Below are 22,082 nucleotides of genomic sequence, written 5' to 3' on the forward strand. Positions count from 1 at the left end.
ATACTGGAGGAATCACAATGAGAAAAAGTAAAGCAATAATGATTGGCGCTGGAATCGCCAATATGGCAGCTGCTGTTTATTTGATTCAAGAAGGAAACTGGCGTGGTGATCAGATTACGTTTTATTCTTTAGATGACCATGGCTCCAATGATGGTGCCCCAACGGATACCGTTGTCGATGAATATTGGAATAAAAATCATCCCTTAGAAAACAAAAAGGGCTATATCGCCCGTGGTGGACGTATGCTCAATTATCGAACATACGTGGATTTGATGGATCTCTTAAGCCGAATCCCCTCTGTCACCGAACCAGGAATGACTGCGGCTGAAGATACTAGAGATTTTGATGCAAAACACCGAACATTTGATAAAGCACGTTTGATGGAAGGCGGAAAAGGGATTATTGACGGTGGCAAACTAGGATTTAATAATAAAGATCGTTTGTTATTGACTAAGCTGATCGCCATGCCTGATTCAGAAGAAGAAAAATTAGATAATGTCACAATTGAAGAATACTTCAAAGATGATCCTCACTTCTTTGAGACAAACTTTTGGTTTATGTGGGAAACAACTTTTGCTTTTCGTACTCGTAGTTCTGCCCAAGAACTTCGTCGCTATATGCATCAAATGATTTATGAATTTACACAAATCGAACATTTGGTAGGAGTAAACCGAACTCGCTACAATCAGTATGAAAGTATCATGTTGCCATTGATCAATTATTTAAAAGACCAAGGATGTCAAATCATTTTGAACCGCCGCGTAGTCGATTGGGAATTCAAAGAAACTCCGATGCAAGATGAAATTACAGTGACTGGCTTAAAAATGATCAACACGTTAACCAATGAGGAAGAACACGTCGTGGTTGATGGTGATACGGGTGTGCTTTTCACTAACGGATCAATTACTGATTCGGCTACACTAGGTGACTACGATACACCAGCTGTTGAAAATATGGATTACGGCGCTGCTTCTAGCTTGTGGAAGAAAGCCAGTGAACGTTTCTATAATTTAGGTAACCCTGACAAATTTTTTGCCGATCGTGATGCCAGTGAATGGGTCAGTTTCACTCTAACAACTAAGGACCATTTGCTTTTAAATGAAATTACTCGGATCACGACACAAGTCCCTGGTAATGCATTGAATTCATTTATCTCCACTACACCAATCACGCCACTCGGACAAAAAGATGTCAATATGTCGATCGTCGTTCATCACCAACCACATTTTACTTCACAAAAACCAAACGAAACCGTCATTTGGGGATATTTCTTATACCCTCGACGTCGTGGAGAATTTGTGGATAAGCAATATATCAAGATGACTGGGAAAGAAATGTTAGAAGAATTGATCGGACAACTTTCGAAAGTCGATCCTGGTCCTGAAAATATTCGAACGAAGGAAACCGAGATTTTTGATAGCGTTGTGAATAATATTCCTGTGTATATGCCTTATGCTTCTGCATTATTTAATAATCGAGCAAAAAGCGACCGACCAAAAGTGATTCCTCAACACTCAACGAACTTGGCATTTACTGGAGAGTTTGTCGAACAACCTTATCAAATGATCTTTACGGAACAAAGTGCCGTACGCTCTGGCGAGATCGCTGCTTTCCATTTTGCTGGTATTCCAATGTCACGTCTTGTTAAAACTCCAAGATATGACAAAGATATTCCTACATTGATGCGTGCTGCTAAGAAAATGTTTGAATGATCGATGCAATAAGGTATCAACAAGGAACAACCGCAACAAAAAATGACTGTCACTTCCTAGTAACGGGAGTGACAGTCGTTTTTTAGTATTTCATCATTCAACGAATGATTTTTATTTAGCTATTATCTTAGGCTTTTTTTAAGGTACTGCTTCCAGTTTTCAGCCACTTTTTACTTTGCCGTTTCTGCAGAAGCTTACTTCCCCCACCGAATAATACAGCACAAAACAAAAGAATGCCCCCAATAATCGCTGGATACATCAGTAGATCTTGCACGTAATGTGTCATTAATTGCAAAGTCGCTTGCGAATGAAAAGCTATATTATGTAAAACGTCTTGTATATAAAGCAATCCTGCTAAAACACAAAACATACTTCCAGTCGTTCCCAAAATAAACATACCGTAACGCAGGAAAGAAAAGGGTGTTTTGTTAATTACCCGATATAAATAGACTAGCCAAAACGCCAATAGACCCAGACAGATGTAAAAAAGAGGTACCACTATTTTTCGAGCAGACACGATGTTTTCGATAAAAATAGTCAAGTATCGATCACCTAATGCACTTTGGAAGTGATACATGTAAATAAAGATCATTGTCTCGATTTTATTTTTTTCCTCTTTATCGATAGTCAGTTGTTTTTTTGTTGCAATTGTAGCCACAGCTTGAGCAATTTTCTCACTCACCTCATTGCTGTCTCTTAGCTCATAATTTGTTTCTTCATATGTATATTGGATAAATGGTCGAAGGGCTTCTTCGACAAAACTTGGTGAAAGTGCCGTTGCAACGACCTCTGAAAATTCACTTTCTTCTGTGTTTTCTTTCCGAAAATTCTGAGCAGCTTCTGCGAGGACCAATTCGCTATACTTTGTTTTTTCGATTTGACCGAGTAAATACGCCTGATCAAAAAACGTCACTTGAATGATTCCTACGGAAATAATCACAAAAAAAGTCACTGAACAAGCAAATGTGACCATCAGTTTTCTGATTTGTTCTCCCTTTTTTTCTTTTATCACAAATAACCTCCCTTTTGATCTATTTTTTAATCTGTTATTTACTTAACCTAAGAAATCAACATACTTTAATTATACTTCTAACTATAAAGCTTCTCAATGTAAACTAAATAATACACCAGTTATTTTAAAGTGATTTCCCCTTTACTAAAAGCGTTTCACTACTCAAAAGCCAGCTCCTCCTTTAGAATGAAATTAGCTGTTCGTTCAAAAAATGACATGTTATAGGGTTTGAAGAAAGGAGTTTTATTTCATGAAAGCTGTTACCTGGCAAGGAAACCAAAAAATGGAAATCAGAAACGTAGATGATCCAAAAATCGTGGAACCGACAGATGCTATTATTCGAATTACCGCTACTGCGATTTGCGGCTCGGATCTTCACCTCTATCATCATGGGGAGGCTGTCTTAGAAAAAGGATATGTCGTTGGTCATGAACCAATGGGGATTGTTGAAGAAGTAGGTCCTGCAGTAAAAAAACTAAAAAAGGGACAGCGGGTCGTTATTCCTTTTAATATTAGTTGTGGGCATTGTCATTTCTGTACCCATGAGATGGAAAGTCAATGTGATCGCTCAAATCCAGATCAACTTTATGGTGGTTTATTTGGCTTTGGCCGTTTAAATGGGAATCATTGGGGTGGTCAAGCTGAGTATCTTCGGGTACCGTTTGCTGATAGCACTTCGTTTATCGTACCTGACAATGATCTTGCAGACGAAAAAGTCCTTTTCTTATCTGATATCCTTCCAACTGCTTATTGGAGCGTTCAAAATGCCAACGTAAAAAAAGGCGATACTGTAGTGGTCTTAGGGTCAGGACCAGTTGGGTTGTTTGCACAAAAATTTGCCGCTATGGCAGGAGCAGAGCGCGTGATTGCTGTCGATCCGGTCCAACATCGTATTGATAAAGCCGCTCGTTACAATCATGTAGAAACTTATTTGTTAGAAGATACTCAGTCTGCTGGGAAAGAACTTTACGAATTAGCAAAAGGTGGCGCTGATGTCATCATTGATTGTGTAGGGATGGATGGCTTGGAACCAGTGAAAGAAAAAGCTAAGAATCTCGTTAGTTTGCAAAACGGGACGATTTCACCGATCCAAATGGCTGCGCAAGCTGTCAAAAAATTTGGAACCGTACAAATCACTGGTGTTTATATGACCCCGGCTTCTTCGTACCCACTACAAGAATTTTTCATGAGAGATATCACAGTGAAGCATGGTCAGGCACCGATCGTTCATTTGATGCCTAAAATTTACGAGATGATTGCTGCGGGTCTGTTCGATCCAACCCAAATCATCACACATGCGATGCCTTTAGCTGATGCTGCCCGAGCATACGAGATTTTTGACAAAAAAGAAGATAAAAATATCAAAGTTGTTTTGAAACCTTAGCTTTGTTCACAGATAGGTGAGTGAGAGATGCCAGAAATAAAACGAAAAAGCCATGAAATAGATATTGGGAAAGAAGAAGATATCGAAATTGCTGGACAACGTTTTCGTCTTTATTTCCAGAACCGCTATACATTATTGTCTCTTGCAGTTGATTTATTAACAGGGATTTTTTATATTTTTGGAAGCGTAGCGTTGTTAACAGATATTCCAGACCGTTATAGTACCTATTGTTATCTAGTAGGAGCGATCTTTTTGACTGCACGACCTATTTTGAAAATAGTACGTAATGTCTTCATCTATGACGAGAAAAAAAAACAAAAAAAGAGTGAAAAAAAGAATGAATAAGAAAGCTTCCTAATTTTTCGGTAAAACGACGGAACGCCTATTTAGGATAGCGAGCTCATTCATGCTTTTCCAACAAATCAACCATTCTAAATTCCAGGAGTGATAGAACTTTCTATTGCTCCTGGAATTTTTTTGAAGCTAAAAAATAGTACCGTCCACTAAATAATACTCGAATAACCAATATACCAACAAAAATAGCATCAAAAAACAATTTCCGATTTTTCTTGGCATTGCTCACCAGAAACAAAAGATTACTGATCAGACAAAGAACCCTTTTGAGTAATCAACTCCGATCACGTTGTAAAAATCGCTAGTTGATATAAATAAACCGGGATCCCTTCATTATCTTGCACTGTCGTCAGATATTCCCACTCATATCTTTCATAAAAACCTGTATGGTCAGTCGCTACATAGAGCTGCGAAATCCCAAGCGCCCCCATATCCTTTCGAATAAATGATAAAATCTCTTTGGCAATTCCTTGATTACGATATTCTTTTTCAACAAACAACGCACAAACATTCGGAGTCAAATCTGGACGATCATGAAAATCATTCGCGATGACCCCTGCTCCAGCGATAATTTTTTGTTCTGACGTCACGACTATATACCATTGAGGAACAGCGTTAGATGATTGAAGAGAATCTTCCATGCTCTCTTGGTAAAAGGAAAGCGGAAGATGCCATTTTGACGTAAACCATTGCGCTGCCTGTTCCAACCATTCAGGTCTTTCTCTGATCTTAACCAACTCATAACCTTTCATTTCGTCCTTTCACTCCCCTATACATTTGCACTATTATAGCACGCTTGTTATCGAAATGGTTTTTTTAAACTCCAAAAAAACCTCCTTTTATCCTTCTTTTTCACTAAGAAAAAAGAAAGCAATCCTTGAGCCATTTATCCAAAAAAAAACAGTTGTCATGACCTCTGTCAGACAACTGTTTTTTTGATCGCTCATTAAACGAAACAAGATCTTTTCACTAAAGAATAGCTACTTTTGATTGTATGTGCTGTTTCTTTCTTTTATGTGCTTTTAGCCGTTTAATGCTTCTTTTCTTTTTTCTTGAACTGTCGCTACTTTCACAAATGGTAGGTAAATCAAGACAGATAAGATTAAGTTGACAGCAGCTAAGACACCGCCAGCGATACTTTTTGTTGCTAATACCCCACCGATTACTGGTGGTGTTACCCATGGTGGCATCACCGTTGCAGCTGGAACTAGTCCGGTAGCAGTAGCAAAATAAGCAACAGATACTAAAACCATTGGGGTTAAAATAAACGGAATAAACATAATTGGGTTCAATACGATTGGTAAACCAAACATTGTTGGTTCATTGATATTGAAAACACCTGGTGCGATCGACAAGTTCGTAACAACCATATAAGGTTTATTTCTACGTCCCACTAAATAAATTGCTAGCAACAGACCTAATGTTGCCCCTGTACCACCTAAGTTGACAAAGCTATCAAAGAAAGGTTTGTTTACAATGTATGGTGCGCTATGACCAGCAGCAATTGCATTAACATTCGCTTCGATTGCTGGTGCATTGATTGTTTGCATCAAAGGGTCTACCATGTTTGCTCCGTGTAATCCAAAGAACCATAAGAATGGTGTAATGAATGCTAACAACAAAGCTGAAGGATAAGAATTGGCTAGTCCCATGAATGGTTCTTGGACAATTGTATAAAACGCGCCTACGATATCATCTACACCAAATGCAGCAAAGATCGCAGCAATCAAAGCAAAGAATGAGATCGTGATCATTGCAGGTAATAATGAAGCAAAGGCTTTAGCTACAGCTGGTGGCACGCCATCAGGCATTTTGATGATTAATTTTTCATTTCCACTTAAACGAACAAAGATTTCTGTTGAAATAATCCCAACAATAATTGCAATAAATAAACCATTTGAGCTCATGCCCAACGCTCCGCCTAATGCGAAGAATGAACCTAAAGAAATTACTCCAGCAGAAACGCCGTCTTTACGATAACCATTTGCCAAATGATAAGCAAGTAGAAAGGCGATCAAAACTGAAAGAATCGCAAATGTACCATTCCAAGCAGCTGCGCCAAATCCTTTCCAAGCTTCGCCACCAAAAATTTTATTCATTAATTCTTGGAAACCAGGAATAGGCAAGTTATTGATCATTACTGCTAACGCACCTAAAATCATCAAAGGCATACTGACCATAAATGAATCACGAATCGCTACTAAATGACGTTGAGCACCAATTTTTGATGCCACAGGTATAAAATGTTTCTCCATAAATGCAACAAATTTATCCATGTTTCTTTCCTCTTTTCTATTTCACCAGTTTACTTTAAGCATCTAAACGTCGATATAAATCAATGATTTCTTTTGCTAAATCTGTAAATGCAATCGAAGTCATCAGATGGTCTTGGCTGTGAACCGTTAATAAAGTCACTTCCATATGATTACCTTGTGCTTCTTGTGTTAACATTTCTGTTTGAGAGTGATGAGCTTGCACTAAAGATTCTTCTGCATCTTTGATTTTTGCATCAGCTAACTCAAAATCTCCTTTTTTCGCTGCAGCAATCGCTTCCATTGCATCGCTTTTTGCATTTCCGCCAAACATGATCAAACCCATGATTGCTTCAAGATTTTTTTGCTCTTGCATTGTTGGTTTCCTCCATTATTTATTGATTAATGATTCTGCTTGTTCTAATACTTTGGCACCGTTCATCATTCCGTAATCTTGCATATTGATTACATCTAAAGGAATTCCTTTTGGTGCTAATTTTTCAGCAAATTGATTTTGCATAAAACGTACTTGTGGACCTAAAAGTAAAACGTCTACATTTTTTGATTCTAATTGATTGTCTGCATCTGAAGCAGATACTGCAAAGATATCAGCCTCGATTCCTTTTTCTTCTGCCGCTTTTTGCATTTTTGTTACTAATAAACTAGTACTCATTCCAGCTGAGCATACAAGCATGATTGTTTTCTTTTCCATTTTCTACACTTCCCTTTCTTGTATCTTACACTTTTATATAAAGCAATTACCGTGCCAACTTTTAAAGCGCTTTAATCCCTTGTCGTGCTAACGCTTTCAAGAGAACACTGTATAGATGCACACTTCTTTTTTCTTTGCACACTAAAATTAGTGTGCAAAAGTTGATCATTTCTCTGATAAATTTGTGTAGCTCATTCATGGTATCAAAAAAAAATAAGCCGTAGTTTCGCAAAAATGACTCCTTTGAGCGAATTCCAGCTTATTTTTCATCTGCTTGTCCTACTATTCACTTTTGGTCGTTTCTTGAAATTTTTTGTTTAATTGGGTTAATAACTCAATTTGTAATTGTTGTAATTCCAGCATTTGTTGCCATTGCTGTGACATCAAATAATCGATTTTTTCATGCAACAAACTAATTTCTAACTCAGCTTTTAGGTTTGTTTGATAATCATGGTCGGCTGCTATCCGATCTCTAGCTGCTTGTCTGTTTTGACTCATCATAATGATCGGTGCTTGGATAGCAGCTAAACAAGAAAGCACTAAGTTCAAAAGAATGAACGGATATCGATCAAATGATAGGCCAAAAAAATGTAACGTATTCAACAAGATCCAACTACCTAAAATCACTACAAATAGAAAGATAAACGGCCAACTACCACCAAACTTGGCAATTGCATCTGCTGATTTTTGACCAAAAGTCGCTTTTTGATTGATCGTTGTATTTAAATTTTGACTAATGATTTGCTTATTTTTCAACTGCTCTAGCATTTCTTGATTAATTTTTTTTGTTTCATTCTGGTCTTGAATGATTTTTTCTTTTATATACTCAAAATGATAATTCATAAAGGTAATAAAAGGGATTTGGGACTCTATGGTCAGTTTCTTATTTTTTTGTAAAATAAATGAACGAATATCTGTATCAATTGTTTTCAGATGAACGTAATCTTGATGAGCCATGGCCACTCCTCCTTTACGTTATTTTTCTGAGAAAAAGGAAAAAACAGCTTTCGTTAGTGTCCTAAGATTTGTTCAATTTTCTGTTCTTCTTCAGGTGAGAAGGAAAGATTATCCATCATCCGAACACTTTCTTCTAATTGACTAAGTCGACTAGCGCCTACAAGCACACTGGTCACTGACTCTTGTCGTAGATTCCATGCTAAAGCCATTTGTGCTAATGTCTGTCCACGCAAATCAGCTAAATCCTGTAATTGCTTGATCTTACCCAATGTAGGTGTCACTTGATCTTCTGATAGAAAAGGAATTTCTTTACGATGGGCTCGAGAATCTTCTGGAATCCCATGTAAATAGCGTTTAGTTAATAACCCTTGCGCTAAAGGACTAAAAGTAATAGCTCCCAGACCGGTCTCTTCTAAAACAGGTGCTAAATCTTCTTCTAATAACTCTCTTGAAAACATATTGTAACGCATTTGGTGGATAATAAATGGAGCGTTCATTTCACGTAAGATAGCAGACATTTTCTTCGTGTCTTCCCCGTTGTAGTTGGAGATCCCAATATACAGTGTTTTCCCTTGACGAACTAATTGCATAAGCGCTTCTGCCGTTTCTTCCAAAGGTGTATCTGGATCAGGACGATGATGATAAAAGATATCTACGTAATCTAACCCCATCCGTTTGAGGCTTTGATCACAACTAGCAATGATCGATTTACGGGAACCCCATTCCCCATAAGGTCCTTCCCACATGTGATAACCTGCTTTGGTTGAAATGATCATTTCATCACGATACGTTTGAAAGTCTTCTTTAAAGATCCGACCAAAGTTTTTCTCTGCTGCTCCTGCTGGTCCACCATAGTTATTGGCTAAATCAAAATGTGTGATCCCCATATCAAAGGCGCCACGTAAAATTTCCCGTTGATTACTTATAGGATCATAATCACCAAAGTTTTGCCATAATCCTAAAGACAGCAAAGGCAATCTCAACCCAGATTTTCCAGTTTTTCGATACGTCATTTTTTCATATCGCTGCTGATTTGCTACATACATATATTCTTCTCCTCCTAAACAAGTATACGCTTTCAAAAAAATGCGACTCGTCACTTCTTTTTCCTAGTATGCGTACGTGTATTTCGTTTTTGATAACTATCGTTCTATGTGCATTATACGCTTATCGTTGGCGAATTACTAACAAAAATCCTCTTTAGCCTCAATCATCACCATGGATCATTTGGTAAATATCCCTAGGTAATCGGCGTTGATATCGAATTGTTTTTCGGTAAATTCTGGAAAGTATAAATCACTTGCCCATTGCCAAGCAGCTTTTTCTGTATGTAAAAGTTCGTTTTCTGAAGGATTCTGAGGCCATTGTGCTACCCAGCAGTTCTCTTTTCCTAAGACATCCAAGTCTAAAGTTCCATTCGTAAACCATGAAAGATTGGAATAATGAACCACCTGGGAAAAACCAGCTGCTTGAATGGCCTGACTAAACACTTGCGCATTTTCAGTTGCTCTTGCTAGATTCATTTGAGGATTTTCACTATCGTTCACAACTACAGTAGAATAAGGTAAATTTAATTCTTTTAGATAGGCTAATAAATAGTGGGCTTCTTTTTCGGTGTCTTCTGCATAATTAAACCAAGCATAATGATAGACACTCACTTTCAACCCCGCCTGGATAGCATTCGCAACTTGTTCAGGGGCCAGCGGGTTCCTATAAGAATCCCCTTCTGTTAACTTAACTACTACACCTGTGATCCCATAGTTTTTCATTGTTTCATATGCTTCGACAGATAAATAACCATTATGTGAGGAAACATCAATAAAATCTTTTGGCGGTCTACTATTTTCAGAAGCAGAAATGCCTGACCCCGAATCCAACAAATTTACTCGATTGTTACGTTGTTTTGCCACCACATTGTCTAGTAAATGCTGTTTGCTTTCAGTGATAATTGTTTGGGTGCTTTCTGATTTTTCATAAGTATGGACCACAAAAAATGTTGAAAATGTTGAAAATATTGAAAATACTGAAAATACAAAAAGAACACTAAAAACCAATAAACGCCTTTTCTTCATCATAGGTACCTTCTTTCTTTTATTTGAGAGAGGTTTCTCAAATAAGTGTACCACTTAATCAACAGCGCTTACTTAAAAGTATTATTAGATTTTAATCGTTATTAAATCTTCTAGCAATTTTAAGGGAATGACTGGTTTTTACAGAACATCTTCTACTTACACGATTACTTATTCGTCTTCCCCAGACCATTTTTTCTTTGCCCGCTTAAAAAATAAAAATTGTTGATGAGACTTCTTGATCTTCTTATAACGTTTTTGTTGTTTTTTGTAAAATTGTTGATGATAATTTTCAGCAGGCCAAAAGGTTGTTGCTGGCTTGATCTGTGTGACGATTGGTTCCGCAAACTGATGCGAAGCGATCACTTGTTGCTTGGATTTTTCTGCTAGTATTTTTTGTTCTTCATTTTCTACAAAAATGATGGAGCGGTATTGATTCCCACGATCCTGAAACTGTCCAAAGGCATCTGTTGGATCGGTGACTTGCCAAAAAATCGCTAATAGTTCTTCATAGTTTATCATTTGCCGATCAAAAATAATCTCCACTGCTTCCACATGCCCAGTCGTGCCACTGCTAACTTGGTCATAGTTAGGATGTTCGACCTCCCCGCCAGTATATCCGGACAACACGGAAATAATCCCTTGCCGTGTTTCAAACGGTTCGACTAAGCACCAGAAACAGCCCCCGGCAAAGACGGCTTTTTCTTGATAGCGTTCATCGGTGATCTGGTGTTTCGCAAAGTCGTAAGACACTTGTCCCATCGGATCATGGGTGATCTTCAAATAAAAGTCCATGACGTCAGGCGTCAAATTCCCCCGAAGTGCTAGCGGTCGTAAAGAAGCTTCAATCATTTCAAGGATTTCTTTTCTTTGTTTTCTTTCCCCTATTTGGTTTTTCGCTTGGATCAACAATGTCCGTTCCCATTCACGGGTATTAGGGTTTAAAATGAGATTGTATAATTCTGCTAGCTCTTGCTCCACCACTTTTCCCCTCACCTCTTGGTCAAATATGTAAATTCGTCCTGAATGTATCACGAAACTAGCGAAATTGCGAATAGACCGCTTAGAGGAGTCATGGGAGAGCGTAGGCTACTCAAAAAAACTGAGACAGCCATTCTTTTGCCTGCTACAGGCAATCAAACGACTCTCTCAGTTTGTTCTATTTGATATGAATGTTTATTGGTAATACACTTCGTCTAAAAATAAACCATGTGCCGGCACGGTTTCTCCTGCCTGTTGTCTTACTTTATTCTCAAAAATATCATCAATCGCCGAAACAGGTAACTTTCCTGTACCGATTTCCAAGAGTGTACCCATCAAGATCCGAACCATCTTATACAAAAAGCCATTGCCCACAAAGGTAAAGTGCAACATGCCGCCTTCTTGTTCGATTGAGAGCTCATGGATCGTACGAACTGTTGATTTTTTTGATTTTTTCAAGGCAGAAAACCCGATAAAATCATGACTTCCCATTAGTTTTTGACAAGCTTCATTCATTTTTTTCAGGTCTAGTTCTTGTGGAAAATAGAAACTATGATTTCGTTCAAAAACAGTTGGAACGGGATTATTCCACACATAATAGCTATATTTTTTCCCTGTCGCATTGTATCGAGCATGAAAGCGTTCAGGCATTTCTTCCACTTTCTTGATCACGATATCTCTTGGTAAATAGCGGTTGAGAAAAGTTAGCATTTCATTGCGACTCATTTGAGAAGTCGTTTTAAAGTTTGCCACTTGTCCTCTGGCATGTGTCCCAGAATCCGTGCGCCCCGATCCAATGATCTCAATTTTTTCTCCAGTCATCTGTGAGATGATTGCTTCGATTTTGCCTTGGATCGTTTTATCGTCATCTCCCAGACGTTGCCAGCCTGAGTAACGTTTCCCATCATATTCGATCGTTAATTTGATATTTCTCATGTCTTTCATTAGACTCCCCTACGATATACATTTGCACATCACGATGTGCGGTCAAGGTTTAGTCTGACACATTTGTCCTGTGGTTTCAATCAGTTTTACGAATTTCCAGCATTTAGTTAGGGCTACAGTCCGCTATGCCCTAATGTGTAAGATACTTAACCACACAATTGGTAAATAATTAAAGAAGAAACTGATCCGTTGACAAAAACCTAACTGATTCAAAACCGGCAATTGATTTAATCCGGGAATACGTGCTGCGCCATAAATTCCTGCAAAAACCAAGCTGGCAACTAGTAAAATAAAAAACGATTGAGTTAATTGCGCATCGCCCATTTTGCGATACAATAAGAAAACAAATAAAGGGAACAAAATAAATCCACCATACCCAATCCCTGAACCAAGATTGTGGATCCAAGTCGAAAAATTCCAAGAAGTTTCGTTCGTGTCCACACTAAATAACCCGGTAAAAATACAATCTGTAACACCATATAGACCGATGGCAGCTGTCACTAATAAAGCAAGTGGTTTTGAAGTAGTAACAAAAGCTTGATATAACGCTGGCATTGCCAAAACATACAAGCAGCCAGATATGACTGACCAAATCAAAAATGCTTTTCGTACGGGACTACCAACATCCCCAAAAAGACTGATCACAGCAGTCATTTGATTAAGTTTAGGATAAAAAATCCCTAAAACATACGGCGTCAGAAAATCACTTACTACTCCTGACAATAAAAAATAAAATCCATATTTACGTAAAAAATCCATCCTGCATCCTCTTTTCACCAACCAGAAAAAAGAAAGTTTCATGCTCGCTTTCTTTCAAAATTCTAGACATCATCTAGAAAAATTGTACCGAATTATACTAATTTAAACAAGCTTCAAGACATCCGGTACCTTGGATTTACTTGATGAGGGTAATGAGCACTTTCCTCTGAACCACAGTAGCTGATTTTATACGATCATTCCATTCTTTTCACGATATTCTTTTGGTGACTTGCCGACGATTTTTTTGAACAACTTTGAAAAATAGGTTGTGTTGTTGTAGCCGATCTCACTAGAAATTTCATTGATATTTTGATTGCTATGCAGCAGCAACCATTTCGCTTGTTCCATTCTGAGATGATTTAAATAAGTTGAAAAACTTTTTTTCGTTTCTTTTTTGAATAATTGCCCCAAATACATCACATTCAAATGCAGGCTTTCTGAAACTTCTTTCAAGGTTAAAGGTTCTCGGTAGTGTTCGTGTAAGATCGTCATCACTCGTTCGACATTCTCGCTATATCGGACTTGTTTTTGCTGTTCCTTGATCAAAGATAGTAAGAGTTGATGCAGTTCTTGGACTGTTTTTGCTTGATTGATCTGTTGAATCCCTTTTAAATATTCATCGTCTTCTAGCCGAATCAATTCCCGGTGGATATCCATAAACAACAAAAAACTAAAATGACGGATATCATCCGGTGTCATCACAGCAGTTTGGAATTGGTCAAAAAATTGAGTGATCATTTGTTGGGCACTAGCCAATTGCCCGCTTTTCAACACACGATTAAACGAAGAAAAATCAATTGCCTGTTCTTTCGCTGCTTCTTGTTCGGCAAAAAAGATATGTTGATCTTTTTCGCCGTAAAATTGATGCAGTTGTAAATTATCTTTGGCATGTTGATAACTCTCAGGGATCTTATCAGGATCTGCTGTTTCATCTCCAATACTGATCAACCAGTTTTCTTCCATACTCTTCTCTTGAATGAAGCGGCAAAATGCAGAAACTGACGCTTCTTCCAGCAACAAAGTAAAGCGTTCCATGTCTCCAAAGTTTCGTTGATAATAAAAAAGTTCTTGGTGGTTTTTCAGCCACTGATTCACTGATTTCCCGACGGATCTAGACACTTGAGCGAGTAAAACTCTTCGTTGTTTCCCTCCGACTTTTTCTAAAATCTCTTCTTCACTCACTTCATCTAATTCTTCATTGAGCCACTGACTAAAAAGGACTTCTTGATAGATTTCTTGCTGGTTTTTCTGTTCAATTTGATGATCTAATTGCTGCTTCACTTTGGTTAAACTAGCAATCAGTTCGGTTTTATTAACTGGCTTCATCAAGTAATTGATGGCCCCTAATTGCATCCCACTTTTTAAATAATCAAATTCCTGATAACCAGAAAGAATCATAAATTCAAACGCATGATGTTCCTTTTGAGCCACCTCGATAAATTCTAAACCATTCATTTCGGGCATCGTGACATCTGTTATAACTAAATCAATGGATTGATTTTCTAAAACAGACAATCCTTGCATCGCGTTTTCTGCCGTTGCGACTACCTGAAATCCCAAACTTGCCCAATCAACAATTTTTTGCAACCCTGCCAAGATCATATATTCATCGTCGACTAATAACACTCGGTACATGTTCCTACCCCTTTTCTTTAAATGTAATAGTGACAGACAATCCTCCTTCTTGATTGGTACTTAGCTTCATCTGATAACTATGTCCAAAACTAGCACGCAAACGTTCATTCACATTTTGCAATCCAATCGATTGGTACAATTCGACTTTAGGATGCGCCAATCTTGATTCGATCTCTGCTAAGCGTTCCGGTGTGATCCCTTTGCCGTTATCCTTCACAATAATCTGGACTCGTTGCCCTTCACGAAACACTTTCACGCTTAAGGCATTATCAAAACGTGTAAAATCGACCCCATGTTTAAAATAATTTTCGATCAATGGTTGAATCACAAACTTCGGTACTTCGATACTTGCTAATGATGGATCAATGGAAAAATGATAGGCGATCCGGTTGGGGTAACGCATCTGATATAAATAGACATATTTTTCGCAAAAGTCCAGTTCTTCCTTTAAACTGATCGTCTTTTCTTGATTAGTATTGTTTCGCAACAAGGCCGAAAAAGCATACACCACATCTGCCAATTCTTCGCTGCCTTCACTTAACGCATACATCCGAATATACTCTAACGTGTTATAGAGAAAATGAGGATTGATTTGTGCTTGTAATGCACGCATGTGGGCATCTTGCTGTTTGATTTCCAATTTATAGATATCTTCAACATATTGGTTGATGCTATCCAACATCTCATTGATCCCTATAGAAAGGTCTTTTAATTCATATTCCGTTTGGGTGGTATCGATCCGCGTCTCCAAATTCCCTTTAGCCGTTTCATTCATTGCATCCATCACGAGATCTACTTGTTGCGAATAGCGCTTGAAGGTTTGGTATAAAAAGAATAACAGACTGACATCTAATAGAAATACACCGAAAATCAATGGTGCTAAATCTTGGATAACCGCTCGTCTAACCATCGAACGATCTAAAGTAGCCAATATCCGGTAATCATCGGGTAATTGTTGGTACTGGATGAAATTATTTTTTTCAAGGTTTATCAGTGGCAAAGTGGAATTTTCTTGAAGGCTGGTTGTAATCAATTGTTCTTGGGTTGCTAGTTTATCCTTTGTCATTCCTTGATCATGGAATGTGTATAAACGGTTGGTGGTACCAGAGATCATATACAATGATAAGCCGCTAAAGGTATTCAAACTCTTTAATGCCGCATCCAATTCCGCTTTTTCAAAACCGACGAACATGCTCCCGACTTCGCTTCCACCTTGCGTGATCGACATTTTGATATAAAAAGCATCTGTCAATTTAGGCGTACCACTTTTAATCACCCCACCTTTATTTGCTCTAGAAGATTCCAGATACTCAGGCAATTGACTGAAAACAACATAGACGGAGCTGACTTCCTCATAGCTGACATAAATATCTCTCATTAGATAAGGAAAAGAGACAAAATCGGTCGTTTTTTGTTGTTGATCATAAGCGTACATCAAATATTCATTGATCGGTTTTGTCAGATAAGTAGTCGCATTCTCGATTTTATCAGAGTTCCCCAATAATTGGTCTTTAATGATTTTACTTAGTGTCGTTTTATCGTTCAGTGTACGACTGGTACTTTGTAACGCCTCACTTGTCGTTCGCTTGGCTTGCTCTTGCGTTTGTACCCACGTATGAACACTGATGATAGCAGTCGCCACCGTTGTTAATAAAATCAGGACGAGCGCATATTTTCGGAAAAGACGATTCAAAAGTGTTCCTTGTGAAAATAAAATACGCCATTTATTCATAGCTTTCTAACTGCATATCCAGTTTTTCCCGCCATTGTTTGGTCACCAGCCCATTCCAAACAGCCAATAAGCCTATCACACCAAAGAGAATCAGTCCTTTATAATTCCAAGTTAGCCAAAAAATAATGCCTCCGCCAATCAACAATTTCAAAAAGGTCGAAAAACTGGAAAAGCCTGAAACAAAACTTAACTTAAGTAGGTTAGGAATCGAAATTTCGTATTCACTATCTAAAATCAAGCTATACTGATAAGTGGAGTAAATATAAAGTAAACTAAAAATCAGGATAAAATCAGTAATCAAAAAAAGAATGCCTTGAATTTGAACAGATAAGTATAAATTATAGCCAAGCAAAAATGTCCCCGCTAAAAATAAACCAAACAACACATTCCCACGGACAAATGTTTGTTTAAATGTTTCCCACCCTCGCTTAAACGTAATCTCTTTATATTCAAAACCATAAAGATAAAACAATTCGTTGACTGTTTTATAAGCAGGTCCAATCCCTAATACGATGGCTCCCATCAGTGTATAGATCCAAAAATAAAAAGTTAATTTCATGACCACCCACACTCTGATAAATAATGTTTCTAGTGCTTTACCTAACATGCGATTCCCTCCATAAAAAACATTGTATTCCCTTTCATTATACAAGAGTAGTAAAAAAGTAAAAGAACCAGTTTGATAAAAAGCCTAATGAACTTTTAGCTACTTGTTTGCTTTTCTTTCATTTCTTCGGACACTAATCAAAAAGCAGAACTCTCCAAAAATTCGACATGCAAATTTCGGAAAAAGTTCTGCTTCTTTCTAGAAACTGATTCAGTTCCTTGAATTATTTACTTTCCTTACGAAATGCATCATATTGTTTTTGCATTTCTGTTAATACTTTGTCATAACCTGCTCTGTTCAAAGCATCTTTTAGTTTTGGTAATGTTTCATCAGGATCAACTGTCCCAGTATTTAATCCATCTAGGTATTGATTCATGACATTTGAGATATTACTTAGTTCTGTTTTTACGCTATCTGTATTGAAACTAAAGCCTAAGATTGGAGAAGTTTTTGCTTCTTCGATTGATTTATCTCTTTCAGCGATCATTTCATCTGTGATCGTATCTTGTGTGTATAAGATTTCATTGTTACCGGTATTCCAAGCAGACATGTGCATGTTTGGTTGGTACCCATCTAATAATTTGATCTTGTCATCGCCATCTTTTTTCCATGCTTCGCCTTCGATACCCCAAACTAAACCATTCAATAATTCTGGATCGCTATTTAATAAACCTAAAAATTCAACTGATTTTTCTTTGTTTTTAGAGGTATTTGATACGACAAAGTTGGCCATTTGTGCTTGTCCAGTTGACTTCAATGGAACAGTGATTGCTTTTGAAACCAATTCTTGTTTCGCTGCATTAGTCAAGATCGTATCGCCATAATCGTATGGTCCTTGCGTTTCGCCACGCATTAACCAAGTATTCCCTTCAAGTGGGTAATCTTTATTACTAGTAGCAGCATCGCTAGGAATCAATCCTTGTTTATACCAGCTGTGCATCGTACGTAATAATTCGATAAACGTTTTGTTGTCGTATTGATTGATGATCTTAGTGTCATCGCCGTTCAAATCAACTGCAAATGGTAATGTATTCCCTAATGGATAATCGAAATCTCCTTGGACTTTAAATCCTTGTCCAATCGCAAAAGCAGCTGTATTTGGGTCTTTTTTATGGAATTCTTGTAACACTTTTTCCGCATCTTGATAAGATTCGATCCCATCAATCGATAAATTGTATTTGTCTAATAACGGCTTGTTGAAAGTCAACACTTGTTGGGCAAACACATTGCCATTTACTGGAAAGGCATACAATTTTCCGTTAACTAAATTTCCTTTGATATACGCTTCATCTAAAGAATCATACGCTTCTTTCGCATATTTTGGTGCTAATTCTGTCAAATCAGTAAATGCACCCTTTTGCGCATTTGATACATAGTTGTTGGCAAAGGCAATATCGTAGTTTTCACCAGAAGAGATAATGACATTCATTTTCTTCTCGTAATCGCCCCAACCGATGTAGTTGATGTTGACTTTAACTCCGATTTTATCTTCGATCCGTTTATTTGCAATATCCATTAACTGATCGAAATTCTCTGGTTTATCACCGATTTGATACATTTGAAGGGTTGTTGAATCACTTGCTTCAGCTTTTTCTTTTGTCCCCGATCCGCAGGCTGCCAATGTTCCAACCATCATTGCAGAAACGCCAGTAAAGGCTAATTTCTTCCATAACTTCATTTTTCTTCCTCCTAAATTGTTTTATATTTTTATTGCATTACTCTTTTACTCCACCAATCGTTAATCCTTTAACAAAATGTTTCTGGAAGAATGGGTAGCTGATCGCAATCGGCAAAGTAGAAATCACAACGATCGCCATTCGAGCTGATTCTCCCGGAACAGAAGCAAGTCCGCCTGTCAATTGACTGCCCGCTCCTGAATTTTGTGTCAAATATTGAATATTGCTTTGGATCTTCATCAATAAATATTGCAAAGGAACCAGTTTATCATCTTGAATATAAAGCAACGCATTAAACCAATCATTCCAATACCCTAAGGCAGCAAACAAACTGATCGTTGCAATCCCAGGAATTGCCAGTGGTAAAACGATTTGCACAAAGATTCGCAGCTCACTAGCCCCATCAATTCTTGCAGATTCAATGATTGAATCTGAAACCGAGCGTTTGAAGAACGTTCGCATCACGATGATATTGAACGGGCTGACCGCCATTGGCAAAATCAATGCCCAGATCGTATCTTTTAACTGCAAGAGATTCGTCATTACTAAATAGTTCGCAACCATCCCTGGTGAGAACAACATCGTGATCAAACAAAATACGGTAAAGAAGCGCCGAAATGGGAAGTTTGATCGTGAAATCGCATAAGCGTATAAAGAAGTCGCTGTACTATTGATCAAAGTCCCTAGAACAGTGACAAGGATCGTCACAAATAAAGCTTGGAAAATCTTGTCTTGCATTTGACCGAATAAGTAAGTATACCCAAATGTACTAAATTCTTTTGGCCAAAAACTGTAGCCATATTGTGTCAAAGCGGATTCTTTCGTAAAAGAAATCGCAATCACGAATAGAAACGGTAAGATGCAAGAAAGAGCAAACAATGCGATCAACAAGTTAGAGAAAAAATTGGTTGTTTTGTTAAATGAACGAATCTGTACTCGTTCGACTTTCTTTTTTTTCATTTCTTTCTCCTCCCTAGAACAATGCTGATTCGCTGTCGAAACGACGAGCAATCGTATTTGTGATCATCAATAGAACAAACCCGACAACGGATTGATACAATCCCGCTGCAGCTGTCATTCCAAAGTCACCAGTAGAGGTCAAGCCATTATAAATGTAAGTATCCAATACTTGTGTGACATCATAAAGTGCCCCGGAATTTCTCGGGATATTGTAGAATAAACCAAAGTCTGCTCGGAAAATATTCCCGACAGCTAGAATCGTTAAGATCGTCATCAACGGAATCAATTGTGGAATCGTCACATGTTTGATTTGTTGCCATTTGCTGGCACCATCCACCATCGCTGCTTCATAATAAGTAGGATCGATCCCCATAACAGAAGCAAAATAAATGATACTGTTATAGCCAATCCCTTTCCACGTGCCGATAAAGACAAGAATAAACGGCCAATACTTCGGTTCGTTATACCAGTTGATCGCTTCTCCACCATGCCCAGTGATCCACTGATTAAAGATTCCTTTGTCAGGACTCAAGAAGGCATAAACAAAATACCCAATGATGACCCATGATAGAAAGTAAGGAAGTAACGACATTGTTTGGTAAACTTTTACCAGTCGTTTATTCCGTAATTCACTCATAATGATGGCAAAAACAACGGAAATCAATAAATTCAAAAGAATAAAAGTAACATTATATAAAATGGTGTTTTTAGTGATCAAGAAAGCTTGATCAGAAGTAAATAAGAAGCGGAAATTTTCCCAACCAACCCAAGGGCTTTCTCTTAAACTAGCTAAAAACCCGTCAGCAGAAATATGGAAGTTTTTAAATGCTACTACGTTTGCTAATACTGGGATATAAAAGAAAAAAATCATCCATAGCATCCCCGGCACAGCCATCAGTACTAAAGCTTTGTAGCGCCATAGATTAGCAAAAAAATGATTTAACCCCTTTCTTTTTTTCATCGTAAAACTCCTTTCGTGTCATTCACAAGCCAATTATAGCGCTTACAACAAAAGGAATAAATAAACAAATTATAGATAAAATGATACAAAATATAGATAACAAAATTAGGCAGAGGTTCAATTTTAGCGATCAATTTTTTCAAAAAATCGTTGGCTAATGGCAGTAATTTCTAAATAAACACGGATGAAATGAGCATAAAAAAGAGTGTTAGGTATAGATAAAGAAGTCGAACATGCAGAAAAATCAGCCGCTCATTAGAATGAAAATCACTGATATTCTAGTAGGTACTTAAGTTGCTACTGTACAAGATATATTCGTTTTGAGATAGACAATACTCACGATTAGTTGAACAGGAGTTTTGAACAGACGATCAATCCTATACTGCTTCTATTCACTCTTTTGTTAACAGCAACTATATTGCTTTATATAAACTAAAGTGATGTGTCTGTAATAAGAAAAGACACCCTGAACTCCTTTAAAATGAATTGGGCGAACCAATTCATCGAAGGATTCAAGATGTCTTTTACTTAGCTTATCAAAGATACCCTAACTATCATTTTATCATTTGACAATGAGCCTAAAAACAGGCTAGCTGGCTTTTGTTTCTTCATCGTATTTCGTTTGATTACAATTCCTTTCCCTCTAACTGCTTGACTTCTTCAGCTGTCATTTGCCGATACTCGCCGAGTGCCAAGTCTTCTGGGAGCAGGAAATTCCCCATTCGGATTCTTTTAAGATAAGTGACTTCTTTTCCTACGGCTTTGACCATCCGTTTGACTTGATGGAATTTTCCTTCATGCAGGATCAAGCGAATCACCGATGTTTCATCTTCCGAATTGACTGAAACAATGGTTAATTGAGCAGGTCTGGTTTCTTCGCCACCGTCAATGGTCAATCCTTGACTAAATGCCTGTACATCGGCTTCGGTCATGATACCGTTGACTTCAGCGAAGTACTCTTTTTCGACATGTTTCTTTGGGGAAAGTAAACGGTGAGCCAAGCCGCCATCATTTGTCACAACCAATAACCCTTCTGTATCTTTATCTAAACGCCCGACTGGAAAAAGGTCTTCCCGATAAGAAGTATCATCGAATAGATCAAGCACTGTTTGATCGTAGTTGTCTTGAGTGGCTGAAATTACTCCAGCTGGTTTATTGAGGATATAATAAAAATCTTTTTGGTAAATGAACTGTTCGCCTTCATAAGTCACTTGATCCTTCCATTCATCTACTTGGAATTTGTCACTTTTAATGGTTTGATCGTTCACTTTGATGTGCCCTTTTTTGATCAGTGCCTTGACTTCTTTGCGACTGCCTAATCCGACATCCGCTAAAAATTTGTCTAATCGCATGCTTTTCCTCCATTTGATTGAA

The 22,082-nt window shown here is 37.7% G+C and carries 21 protein-coding genes; 3 read left to right on the forward strand and 18 right to left on the reverse strand.

Translation table 11 applies throughout. The features are described from left to right. Positions 1-17 precede the first annotated feature (17 nt). Positions 18-1,712, forward strand: coding sequence for an oleate hydratase (locus tag IGK81_RS11890; RefSeq protein ID WP_010720996.1), 1,695 nt, complete (start codon positions 18-20; stop codon positions 1,710-1,712). Between the two features lie 127 nt (positions 1,713-1,839). Here the strand turns inward: IGK81_RS11890 and IGK81_RS11895 are convergent, their stop codons facing one another. After that, positions 1,840-2,724, reverse strand: a complete 885-nt coding sequence (locus IGK81_RS11895) for a hypothetical protein (protein WP_438758091.1) — start codon at positions 2,722-2,724, stop codon at positions 1,840-1,842. Positions 2,725-2,974: 250 nt separating this feature from the next. Here IGK81_RS11895 and IGK81_RS11900 point away from each other — a divergent pair, with 250 nt between their 5' ends. Then, positions 2,975-4,108: an alcohol dehydrogenase catalytic domain-containing protein gene (locus tag IGK81_RS11900; protein WP_034700480.1), complete on the forward strand. Its 1,134-nt coding sequence runs from the start codon at positions 2,975-2,977 to the stop codon at positions 4,106-4,108. Between the two features lie 27 nt (positions 4,109-4,135). Next, on the forward strand, positions 4,136-4,453 hold the full coding sequence (locus tag IGK81_RS11905; RefSeq protein WP_010720999.1) for a YrhK family protein: 318 nt from the start codon (positions 4,136-4,138) through the stop codon (positions 4,451-4,453). A gap of 293 nt (positions 4,454-4,746) precedes the next feature. Here IGK81_RS11905 and IGK81_RS11910 read toward each other — a convergent pair whose 3' ends face one another. The 17 genes from IGK81_RS11910 to IGK81_RS11990 all read right to left on the reverse strand — a co-directional run bounded on the left by IGK81_RS11910 (position 4,747) and on the right by IGK81_RS11990 (position 22,060). Beyond that, positions 4,747-5,214: a GNAT family N-acetyltransferase gene (locus tag IGK81_RS11910; RefSeq protein WP_010737001.1), complete on the reverse strand. Its 468-nt coding sequence runs from the start codon at positions 5,212-5,214 to the stop codon at positions 4,747-4,749. A gap of 270 nt (positions 5,215-5,484) precedes the next feature. Continuing rightward, positions 5,485-6,738 carry a PTS sugar transporter subunit IIC gene (locus IGK81_RS11915; RefSeq protein WP_034700481.1) on the reverse strand — a complete coding sequence of 418 codons (1,254 nt, stop codon included), beginning with the start codon at positions 6,736-6,738 and terminating at the stop codon, positions 5,485-5,487. Positions 6,739-6,772: 34 nt separating this feature from the next. Next, positions 6,773-7,090 (reverse strand): PTS lactose/cellobiose transporter subunit IIA, encoded by a 318-nt coding sequence (locus IGK81_RS11920; RefSeq protein WP_010721002.1) that lies wholly within the window; start codon positions 7,088-7,090, stop codon positions 6,773-6,775. A gap of 15 nt (positions 7,091-7,105) precedes the next feature. Beyond that, on the reverse strand, positions 7,106-7,426 hold the full coding sequence (locus tag IGK81_RS11925; protein WP_010721003.1) for a PTS sugar transporter subunit IIB: 321 nt from the start codon (positions 7,424-7,426) through the stop codon (positions 7,106-7,108). Positions 7,427-7,708: 282 nt separating this feature from the next. Further along, positions 7,709-8,383 (reverse strand): DUF1003 domain-containing protein, encoded by a 675-nt coding sequence (locus IGK81_RS11930; RefSeq protein ID WP_034700483.1) that lies wholly within the window; start codon positions 8,381-8,383, stop codon positions 7,709-7,711. A gap of 53 nt (positions 8,384-8,436) precedes the next feature. Next, positions 8,437-9,429: an aldo/keto reductase gene (locus tag IGK81_RS11935; RefSeq protein ID WP_010721005.1), complete on the reverse strand. Its 993-nt coding sequence runs from the start codon at positions 9,427-9,429 to the stop codon at positions 8,437-8,439. 177 nt (positions 9,430-9,606) lie between these two features. Next, complete coding sequence (locus IGK81_RS11940; protein ID WP_080704622.1) at positions 9,607-10,455, reverse strand: GH25 family lysozyme; 849 nt, start codon at positions 10,453-10,455, stop codon at positions 9,607-9,609. Positions 10,456-10,623: 168 nt separating this feature from the next. Next, complete coding sequence (gene msrA / locus IGK81_RS11945) at positions 10,624-11,436, reverse strand: peptide-methionine (S)-S-oxide reductase MsrA (RefSeq protein WP_034700484.1); 813 nt, start codon at positions 11,434-11,436, stop codon at positions 10,624-10,626. Between the two features lie 192 nt (positions 11,437-11,628). Further along, on the reverse strand, positions 11,629-12,369 hold the full coding sequence (gene truA / locus IGK81_RS11950; RefSeq protein WP_034700528.1) for a tRNA pseudouridine(38-40) synthase TruA: 741 nt from the start codon (positions 12,367-12,369) through the stop codon (positions 11,629-11,631). Positions 12,370-12,501: 132 nt separating this feature from the next. After that, positions 12,502-13,137, reverse strand: coding sequence for a DUF998 domain-containing protein (locus IGK81_RS11955; RefSeq protein WP_010721009.1), 636 nt, complete (start codon positions 13,135-13,137; stop codon positions 12,502-12,504). 186 nt (positions 13,138-13,323) lie between these two features. Then, a complete protein-coding gene (locus IGK81_RS11960; RefSeq protein WP_431393543.1) occupies positions 13,324-14,772 on the reverse strand; it encodes a response regulator transcription factor in 1,449 nt (482 codons plus the stop codon). A gap of 4 nt (positions 14,773-14,776) precedes the next feature. Next, positions 14,777-16,504, reverse strand: a complete 1,728-nt coding sequence (locus tag IGK81_RS11965) for a sensor histidine kinase (RefSeq protein WP_034700488.1) — start codon at positions 16,502-16,504, stop codon at positions 14,777-14,779. Further along, positions 16,497-17,111, reverse strand: coding sequence for a YesL family protein (locus tag IGK81_RS11970; protein WP_034700489.1), 615 nt, complete (start codon positions 17,109-17,111; stop codon positions 16,497-16,499). The genes IGK81_RS11965 and IGK81_RS11970 overlap by 8 nt, the downstream gene beginning before the upstream one ends. Positions 17,112-17,334: 223 nt before the next feature. After that, entirely contained in the window at positions 17,335-18,789 is a 1,455-nt protein-coding gene (locus IGK81_RS11975; RefSeq protein ID WP_010721013.1) for an ABC transporter substrate-binding protein, read from the reverse strand. A 37-nt stretch (positions 18,790-18,826) separates the two neighbouring features. Further along, positions 18,827-19,747, reverse strand: coding sequence for a carbohydrate ABC transporter permease (locus IGK81_RS11980; RefSeq protein ID WP_010721014.1), 921 nt, complete (start codon positions 19,745-19,747; stop codon positions 18,827-18,829). A 13-nt stretch (positions 19,748-19,760) separates the two neighbouring features. Then, positions 19,761-20,708, reverse strand: a complete 948-nt coding sequence (locus tag IGK81_RS11985) for an ABC transporter permease (RefSeq protein WP_010721015.1) — start codon at positions 20,706-20,708, stop codon at positions 19,761-19,763. Between the two features lie 626 nt (positions 20,709-21,334). Next, positions 21,335-22,060 carry a pseudouridine synthase gene (locus IGK81_RS11990; RefSeq protein ID WP_034700491.1) on the reverse strand — a complete coding sequence of 242 codons (726 nt, stop codon included), beginning with the start codon at positions 22,058-22,060 and terminating at the stop codon, positions 21,335-21,337. Positions 22,061-22,082: the final 22 nt, after the last annotated feature.

The organism is Enterococcus sp. DIV0703 (assembly GCF_051711065.1).
Classification (GTDB): domain Bacteria; phylum Bacillota; class Bacilli; order Lactobacillales; family Enterococcaceae; genus Enterococcus_B; species Enterococcus_B hirae.

What these genes read in the sequence shown, in the direction of transcription:
- truA (WP_034700528.1), bottom strand. Translation starts at nt 12,369, where the DNA reads ATGAGAAATATCAAATTAACGATCGAATATGATGGGAAACGTTACTCA.
- IGK81_RS11990 (WP_034700491.1), bottom strand. Translation starts at nt 22,060, where the DNA reads ATGCGATTAGACAAATTTTTAGCGGATGTCGGATTAGGCAGTCGCAAA.
- IGK81_RS11935 (WP_010721005.1), bottom strand. Translation starts at nt 9,429, where the DNA reads ATGTATGTAGCAAATCAGCAGCGATATGAAAAAATGACGTATCGAAAA.
- IGK81_RS11900 (WP_034700480.1), top strand. Translation starts at nt 2,975, where the DNA reads ATGAAAGCTGTTACCTGGCAAGGAAACCAAAAAATGGAAATCAGAAAC.
- IGK81_RS11955 (WP_010721009.1), bottom strand. Translation starts at nt 13,137, where the DNA reads ATGGATTTTTTACGTAAATATGGATTTTATTTTTTATTGTCAGGAGTA.
- IGK81_RS11940 (WP_080704622.1), bottom strand. Translation starts at nt 10,455, where the DNA reads ATGAAGAAAAGGCGTTTATTGGTTTTTAGTGTTCTTTTTGTATTTTCA.
- IGK81_RS11960 (WP_431393543.1), bottom strand. Translation starts at nt 14,772, where the DNA reads ATGTACCGAGTGTTATTAGTCGACGATGAATATATGATCTTGGCAGGG.
- IGK81_RS11985 (WP_010721015.1), bottom strand. Translation starts at nt 20,708, where the DNA reads ATGAAAAAAAGAAAGGGGTTAAATCATTTTTTTGCTAATCTATGGCGC.
- IGK81_RS11910 (WP_010737001.1), bottom strand. Translation starts at nt 5,214, where the DNA reads ATGAAAGGTTATGAGTTGGTTAAGATCAGAGAAAGACCTGAATGGTTG.
- IGK81_RS11905 (WP_010720999.1), top strand. Translation starts at nt 4,136, where the DNA reads ATGCCAGAAATAAAACGAAAAAGCCATGAAATAGATATTGGGAAAGAA.
- IGK81_RS11930 (WP_034700483.1), bottom strand. Translation starts at nt 8,383, where the DNA reads ATGGCTCATCAAGATTACGTTCATCTGAAAACAATTGATACAGATATT.
- IGK81_RS11980 (WP_010721014.1), bottom strand. Translation starts at nt 19,747, where the DNA reads ATGAAAAAAAAGAAAGTCGAACGAGTACAGATTCGTTCATTTAACAAA.
- IGK81_RS11920 (WP_010721002.1), bottom strand. Translation starts at nt 7,090, where the DNA reads ATGCAAGAGCAAAAAAATCTTGAAGCAATCATGGGTTTGATCATGTTT.
- IGK81_RS11970 (WP_034700489.1), bottom strand. Translation starts at nt 17,111, where the DNA reads ATGTTAGGTAAAGCACTAGAAACATTATTTATCAGAGTGTGGGTGGTC.
- IGK81_RS11890 (WP_010720996.1), top strand. Translation starts at nt 18, where the DNA reads ATGAGAAAAAGTAAAGCAATAATGATTGGCGCTGGAATCGCCAATATG.
- IGK81_RS11915 (WP_034700481.1), bottom strand. Translation starts at nt 6,738, where the DNA reads ATGGATAAATTTGTTGCATTTATGGAGAAACATTTTATACCTGTGGCA.
- IGK81_RS11925 (WP_010721003.1), bottom strand. Translation starts at nt 7,426, where the DNA reads ATGGAAAAGAAAACAATCATGCTTGTATGCTCAGCTGGAATGAGTACT.
- IGK81_RS11975 (WP_010721013.1), bottom strand. Translation starts at nt 18,789, where the DNA reads ATGAAGTTATGGAAGAAATTAGCCTTTACTGGCGTTTCTGCAATGATG.
- IGK81_RS11965 (WP_034700488.1), bottom strand. Translation starts at nt 16,504, where the DNA reads ATGAATAAATGGCGTATTTTATTTTCACAAGGAACACTTTTGAATCGT.